General features: G+C 41.8%; 5 protein-coding genes. 1 reads left to right on the top strand and 4 read right to left on the bottom strand.

Annotated elements, in window-relative coordinates:
• Positions 1 to 213 precede the first annotated feature (213 nt).
• A complete protein-coding gene (locus HGG78_RS16675) occupies positions 214 to 1,005 on the top strand; it encodes an EAL domain-containing protein (protein ID WP_172533573.1) in 792 nt (263 codons plus the stop codon).
• 18 nt (positions 1,006 to 1,023) lie between these two features.
• Here the strand turns inward: HGG78_RS16675 and HGG78_RS16670 are convergent, their stop codons facing one another.
• Genes HGG78_RS16670 through HGG78_RS16655 form a run of 4 tightly spaced genes read right to left on the bottom strand, consistent with a single transcriptional unit; the run spans position 1,024 to position 6,571 of the window.
• A complete protein-coding gene (locus HGG78_RS16670; RefSeq protein ID WP_172533572.1) occupies positions 1,024 to 2,619 on the bottom strand; it encodes an ABC transporter ATP-binding protein in 1,596 nt (531 codons plus the stop codon).
• On the bottom strand, positions 2,616 to 3,659 hold the full coding sequence (locus HGG78_RS16665; RefSeq protein WP_168787041.1) for an ABC transporter permease: 1,044 nt from the start codon (positions 3,657 to 3,659) through the stop codon (positions 2,616 to 2,618). Before HGG78_RS16665 ends, HGG78_RS16670 begins: the two co-directional genes overlap by 4 nt.
• A complete protein-coding gene (locus HGG78_RS16660) occupies positions 3,659 to 4,744 on the bottom strand; it encodes a microcin C ABC transporter permease YejB (RefSeq protein ID WP_053310673.1) in 1,086 nt (361 codons plus the stop codon). The genes HGG78_RS16665 and HGG78_RS16660 overlap by 1 nt, the downstream gene beginning before the upstream one ends.
• A gap of 9 nt (positions 4,745 to 4,753) precedes the next feature.
• Positions 4,754 to 6,571: an extracellular solute-binding protein gene (locus HGG78_RS16655; RefSeq protein WP_172533571.1), complete on the bottom strand. Its 1,818-nt coding sequence runs from the start codon at positions 6,569 to 6,571 to the stop codon at positions 4,754 to 4,756.
• Between the last annotated feature and the right edge of the window lie 100 nt (positions 6,572 to 6,671).

Here is a 6,671-nt window from a genome sequence, read left to right as displayed (position 1 = left end):
TCATGCGAGAGGACTATTGTGAGGGGGTTTCATTGGCGTGACACCGTTAGGTGAACAGTCGAAACGAAGTTAGTCGTAGGAAGCGTCAGAGGTGTAAAAGAGTCAGCCTAATATACTGTTGACAAGCGTCATAGACTGTCAATATTATGGCATGGCATATTGATGCTAGGACGATAATTGAGCTGTTATGAACTATAGGATGTCATAAATTGTATGCTGTTCACCACCAAGAACCAATTTTCAAAATGTATATCTTTAGATACTGATGGCCAATACATCGCTCATTACCAAGGCCTGTTATTACGCAGTGTTTTCCAACCGATTTTTTCTCGAAGCGATCTTGTCGTGGGCGTTGAAGCACTAGCAAGAATAAGTGCCCAAGATAATACCAATATCCGTCCTAGCCATTTTTTTCATTCAGATGCTATTAACCCAATCGACAAACTGAATGTTGAAAGGCTGTGTCGTGCTATACATTTACGCAACTATGCTGTATCTCCCTATCGACAATGCCGTTTATTCCTTAATGTTCTGCCTGCTGCTAGTGAGCTGTTTGCCATGAGTGATATAAATACTGGATTACTCATTACGAGGCTGAAGGATCTACATATTGAACACAAACAATTGGTTATGGAGCTTATCGAAATAGATTCTGAAAATGAAGCAATGCTAAAACAAGCAACTCAGCGCTTAGCTGATAACGGTTTTGCGATTGCTATCGATGATTTTGGTACTTATGCGTCAACGCCAGAGCGCGTAAACCTAATTGCGCCTGAAATCATTAAGTTCGACCGAAGCTTACTTTTACAGTACATGCGAGGAGATACTCTACCTTTGCTCGATGGTATCGCTTTAGCAAAACAAAACTCCGCAAACACAGTGATAGAAGGCATAGAAACGCAGGCACAATTGGATGCCATGAGAGAGCTTGATATCGATATGTTCCAGGGGTTTTTCCTTGCTACACCGGAATCCATTGTTCCTTCAATCCAAACAGCGGTTTAATCGCCCCCTTCGATTAAACTAAAGCCGCGAGAATGAAATAAGCTCTTGCGTGTAAGGATGTTGAGGATTAGAGAAGAGTTGCTGCGTTTCCCCCTGCTCTACCACTTCCCCCTGCTTCATTACGATAGTGTAATGACATAACGATTTGACGACATGAAGATCGTGACTAATAAAAAGATACGTTAATCCATACTTATGTTGTAGCAATTTTAATAAATCCAATACTTGTGCTTGAATTGTCCTATCTAATGATGATGTGGGTTCATCAAGCAAAATAAATTCAGGTTTTAATACCAAAGCCCGAGCGATGGCAATTCTCTGTCTTTGCCCACCTGAAAACTCATTGGGATAACGATGGCGAGTATTAGGGTCAAGCTCTACCTCTCGCATTGATTCACAGATCAATCTATCGAGCGTTTCTTCATCATAATTGCAATGTACTTTCAGACCTTCACCAATAATTTGCGCCACTGACATCCTTGGGTTGAGTGCAGAAAAGGGGTCTTGAAACACCACTTGCATTTTACTTCGATAAGGCAGCATCTCCTTGCGATCTATACCCTGTAACTCGTTACCTTGATAGCGAATTGATCCTTCGGAATTGACCAACTTCAAAATTGCCATACCAGTGGTTGATTTACCTGATCCACTCTCACCAACAATTCCGAGTGAATAGCCTTTTTTTAAATCAAATTTCATATTGGTTACTGCTTTTATATATGAAACTGTTCGTTTAAATAACCCACCTTTGATAGGAAACCACACTTTTAGCTGATCTAATGTGAGCAGTGATGTGCTATTGCCGCTCACCTCAACAGGAAAACCCCGCGGATCTGAATCAATTAATTTCTTAGTGTAAGGATGCTTTGGCGCTGAAAATAACGTTTTACACTCATTCTGTTCAACAAGTTGCCCATTTTGCATTACTGCAACGCGATCAGCGATTCGTCGCACAATACTTAAATCATGAGTGATAAATAGCATTGCCATCCCAAGTTCTTGCTGAAGGTTTTTTAGTAGATCTAACACTTGCGCTTGAACCGAAACATCCAATGCTGTTGTTGGTTCATCGGCAATCAACAGCTCTGGTTCATTAATCAAAGCCATCGCAATCATAACGCGCTGTCGCTCACCGCCAGAAAGCTCATGTGGATAAGCGTTTATCTTCAGTTCAGGGTAACGAATGCCAACTTTTTCCAGCCATTGAATGGCCATCGCTTCAGCCTTCGATTTTCTCAAACCACGATGAATTTCTACAATTTCGACCAGCTGTTTTCCTATTTTATGCAATGGGTTCAGCGACACCATTGGCTCTTGGAAAATCATCCCTATACGCCCACCACGGATCGCTCTTAATTGCCGTTCACTACAAGTTAAAGTATCCGCACCATCGAAGAGAATTTGGCCATCTAAATAGTGTGCGGATCCTTTGGGCAATAATTTAAGAATGGCATTCGCTGTGACAGATTTTCCTGACCCACTCTCTCCCACCAATGCTAAGGTTTCACCTTTTTTGACCGATAGTGAAACATGGTGCGTCACTGCTTCTATCTGCTCTTTACGTCCAAAGCCAACCGATAGATTTTGAATGGATAGTACAGTTTGAGTCATCATCCAATCCTATTCTGATGTGGGTCAAAGGCATCACGTACCGCTTCACCAATAAACACTAATAAAGTCAGCATCAATGAAAGTACAACAAACGCAGAGATACCAAGCCAAGGAGCTTGTAAGTTTGCTTTGCCTTGAGCAAGCAACTCGCCTAACGATGGCGAGCCAACCGGCAAACCAAAGCCTAAGAAATCTAACGATGTTAACGTCGTCACAGAGCCAGAGAGAATAAAAGGCATCATGGTTAATGAAGCAACCATTGCGTTAGGAAGCATATGACGTAGCATAATGCGGCTATCACTGACGCCCATCGCTTGCGCTGCACGAACGTAATCAAAATTCCGACAGCGTAAAAACTCTGCTCTTACCACACCGACCAAGCTCATCCAACTGAATAACACCATGATACTCAATAACCACCAAAAATTGGGTTCTACAAAACTTGATAAGATAATCAAAAGAAACAGCGTTGGCATTCCTGACCACACTTCAATAAAACGTTGGCCGAGTAAATCAAGCCAACCACCGTAATACCCTTGTGTTGCTCCGACAACAACGCCAATCACAGAAGATACAATGGTCAGCACAAAACCAAACAATACCGATATACGAAACCCATAAATAATCCGCGCTAACACATCGCGTCCTTTGTCATCCGTGCCGAGCCAGTTCTCAGCATCAGGAGGCGACGGTACTGAACTGGTGATATTGAAATTTATGGTATCGTAACTAAATCGAACTAATGGCCAGATAATGAAACCTTTTCCCTCTATCAGTTCTGTCACATACGGGTCAGTGTAATCAGCCTCAGTTGCAAATTCACCACCAAATTGGATTTCGGAATATTGGTTAAAAGTGGGGAAATACCACTGCTGCTCGTACTCAATAAACAATGGTTTATCATTGGCAATAAACTCAGCGAATAAGCTAATGATAAATAACAAGCTAAATAACCACAGCGAATAAAAACCACGGCGATTTGATTTAAAACGTTGCCAACGCATAGCGTTGAGTGGGTTAGCGGCTTTTTGCTTTAACATCATCAGCGCGCCTCAAAATCAATTCTCGGATCGACCCATATATAGGTTAAGTCGGATATGATACTCAAAATAAGTCCTAATAACGTCATGATATATAAAGAACTAAAGACAACAGGATAGTCACGTTGAATGGTTGATTCAAAACCCAACAAACCAATACCTTCGAGAGAAAACATCACCTCGATAAGCATGGAACCAGTGAAAAAAATGCTGATAAACGCACTCGGAAAACCTGCAATAATAATCAGCATTGCATTGCGAAACACATGCTTATAAAGGATGCGGTTTTCGTCAAGTCCCTTAGCCCTTGCTGTCACCACATATTGTTTATTGATTTCATCAAGGAATGAATTTTTAGTCAGCATACTTAAAGTCGCAAAACCACCAATCACCATGGCAAAGATTGGTAAGGCTAAATGCCAAAAGTAATCAGCGATTTGTTGATACCACGTTAAGTCTGAAAAGTTATTTGAAACTAACCCGCGCAGTGGAAACCAACTAAAATAATTGCCGCTCGCGAATAAGATGATCAAGATTATCGCGAACAGAAACCCTGGAATCGCGTAGCCCACAATGACAACAGCACTTGACCAAATATCAAACCTTGAACCATGATGAATCGCTTTCACTATGCCTAATGGTATTGAAATAAGGTAAATGATTAAAGTGCTCCACAAACCTAACGATATGGAAACGGGCAAACGTTCGACAATTAAGTCAATAACGTTACCACCTTTAAACAAGCTCTCACCAAAATCAAAAGTGATGTAATTCTTAAGCATTTCAACGTAGCGTACATGTAAGGGCTTATCAAAACCAAACTGCTTTTTAATCGCTTCCACCACTTCAGGATCAAGCCCACGTGAACCTTTATAACCGACTGCAGAATCACCAGAAACGGGAATATCCACCTCTTTGCCACCGCCAGTAAAGCGCTCCATGATACCGTCGCTGTGACCTTCCATTTGCGCGATTGCTTGCTCTACAGGACCACCAGGCGCAATTTGAATAATAAAGAAATTGATGGTGATGATGGCCCACAGCGTGGGAATAACCAGTAACAATCGGCGGAAAATATACGCTGCCATAACAACCTCTTAACGACGTTTTTCTGGTAGTCGCTGCTCTTTTTGCTCAGAGACCCACCAAGTATCAATACCAATGTCATACTTCGGCATAAGCTGTGGTCGTTCAAATTTGTCCCATGTCGCTACGCGGTACTGGCTTAAATACCATTGCGGAATTATGTAAAAATTCCACTGCAACACGCGATCCAATGCTCGACCTAATGCCAGTAGCTTCTCTGGGTTTTCTTGATTTTCAGCAATTTCTTCGGTGAGTTTATCGACCACCGGGTCCATCACTCCAGCACGATTATAAGTGGAATCAATGTATTGAGAGTTCCAAATAATCATCAGGTTCGGGCTAGGATATGGGTTTGCCGAATAAGCAGAAGATAACATGTCAAAATCACGATCACGCAACCGCTTGAGGTATTGCGTGGTATCTACGGTGCGAATTTTCATTTCAATACCCATCAGCCTTAAGTTTTTCTGCACCGGTATTGCTATACGCTCTGTCGTTGGACTGTAAATCAACAATTCAAAACTAAAAGGCTGACCGGTTGTGGTGTTAGTCATGACCTTATCTTTTAGCTCCCAACCCGCTTCTTTTAACAATTTGAACGCTGTACGTAATTGTGCACGGATTCGCCCTGTCCCATCGGTTACGGGGGGGTGAAATTCTTGGGTAAATACACGGGGTGGAATGTTATCTTTAAATGCAGCAAGTACTTCAAGCTCTTGCTCAGTTGGCAGCCCTTTCGCTTCATAATCGGTATTTTGGAAGTAACTGCGAGTACGAGTGTATTGATCATAAAACATATTTTTATTCATCCACTCAAAGTCCATCGCGTAGTTAAGTGCTTCACGAACTTTAGGATCTTTAAACACGTCTCGTTGAATATTGAATACAAAACCTTGAGTCGAGGCTGGACTGTCGTGGGCAATTTCCTCTTTCTTGATATATCCTTTATCAAAATTTACACCCACGTACGAATTGGCCCAAAATTTCGCAGAGTTCTCTTGGCGTAAATCGAACTCTCCAGCCTTAAACGCCTCTAGCATGACGGTATCATCGCGATAATAGTCATACTGAACTTGTTTGAAGTTATTACGGCCAATATTGACTGGTAATGTTGCCGCCCAGTAGTCTTCAACTAAGCCATAAGTCACAGTTTGCCCGGACTGGTAATTCACCACTTTGTAGGCACCGCTTCCAAGCGGTGGTTCATTTAGTGGCTCAGCTAGATTTTTATCTTGCCAATAATGCTTTGGCAGAACTTGAGTTGACTGCGCTAAGCTAAACAATTTTTCACGATTCGATTCTGACATTTCAATGCGAACCGTCAACGGTTTTATCGCTTTCACTGACTTGACTTGTTTATAAAACAAACGGTATTGCGGTACGCCTTCTGCCATAAATTTATTAAACGTGAATTCCACATCTTCGGCAGTAATGGCATGGCCATCATGAAACCTAGCTTTCGGGTTAATATCTAACTCTAACCAACTATAGTCATCGGAATAACGGACGTTAGAGGCAATAAGAGGATAATAGGTGTTAATCTCATCACTAGGTGAAAACATCAAGGAGTCATAGAGCTCGCCGCTACCAGCCGCTGGCGCTCCGCGTGATGCAAAGCGGTTGAAATTATCATAAGTGCCAATTTGCCCATAAGTCACTTTTCCATATTTCGGAGCGTTAGGATTAACGTAATCGAAATGAGAAAAATCAGCAGGATATTTTGCTTGCCCAAAGCCAGCCAAGGTGGTCGTTTCAATGACTTTAGCGGCCGACACTCCACTTAAAAGTGTGAGTGCTATGCCCAATACCATCGGTTTGATTTTTCCCATACTAGAATCCCTCTACTTATTAAACTATGACTTTCCATTAGTTTAAATCATCAATAATTCAGTCACTTGGATAAGTATAGAGAAAAATCAAATTAACGAA

Origin of the sequence: Vibrio aestuarianus, assembly GCF_012395185.1 — a bacterium.
Classification (GTDB): domain Bacteria; phylum Pseudomonadota; class Gammaproteobacteria; order Enterobacterales; family Vibrionaceae; genus Vibrio; species Vibrio aestuarianus.
Note: the sequence above shows the minus strand (reverse complement) of the source record. Positions and strands in the feature narration are given on the sequence as shown.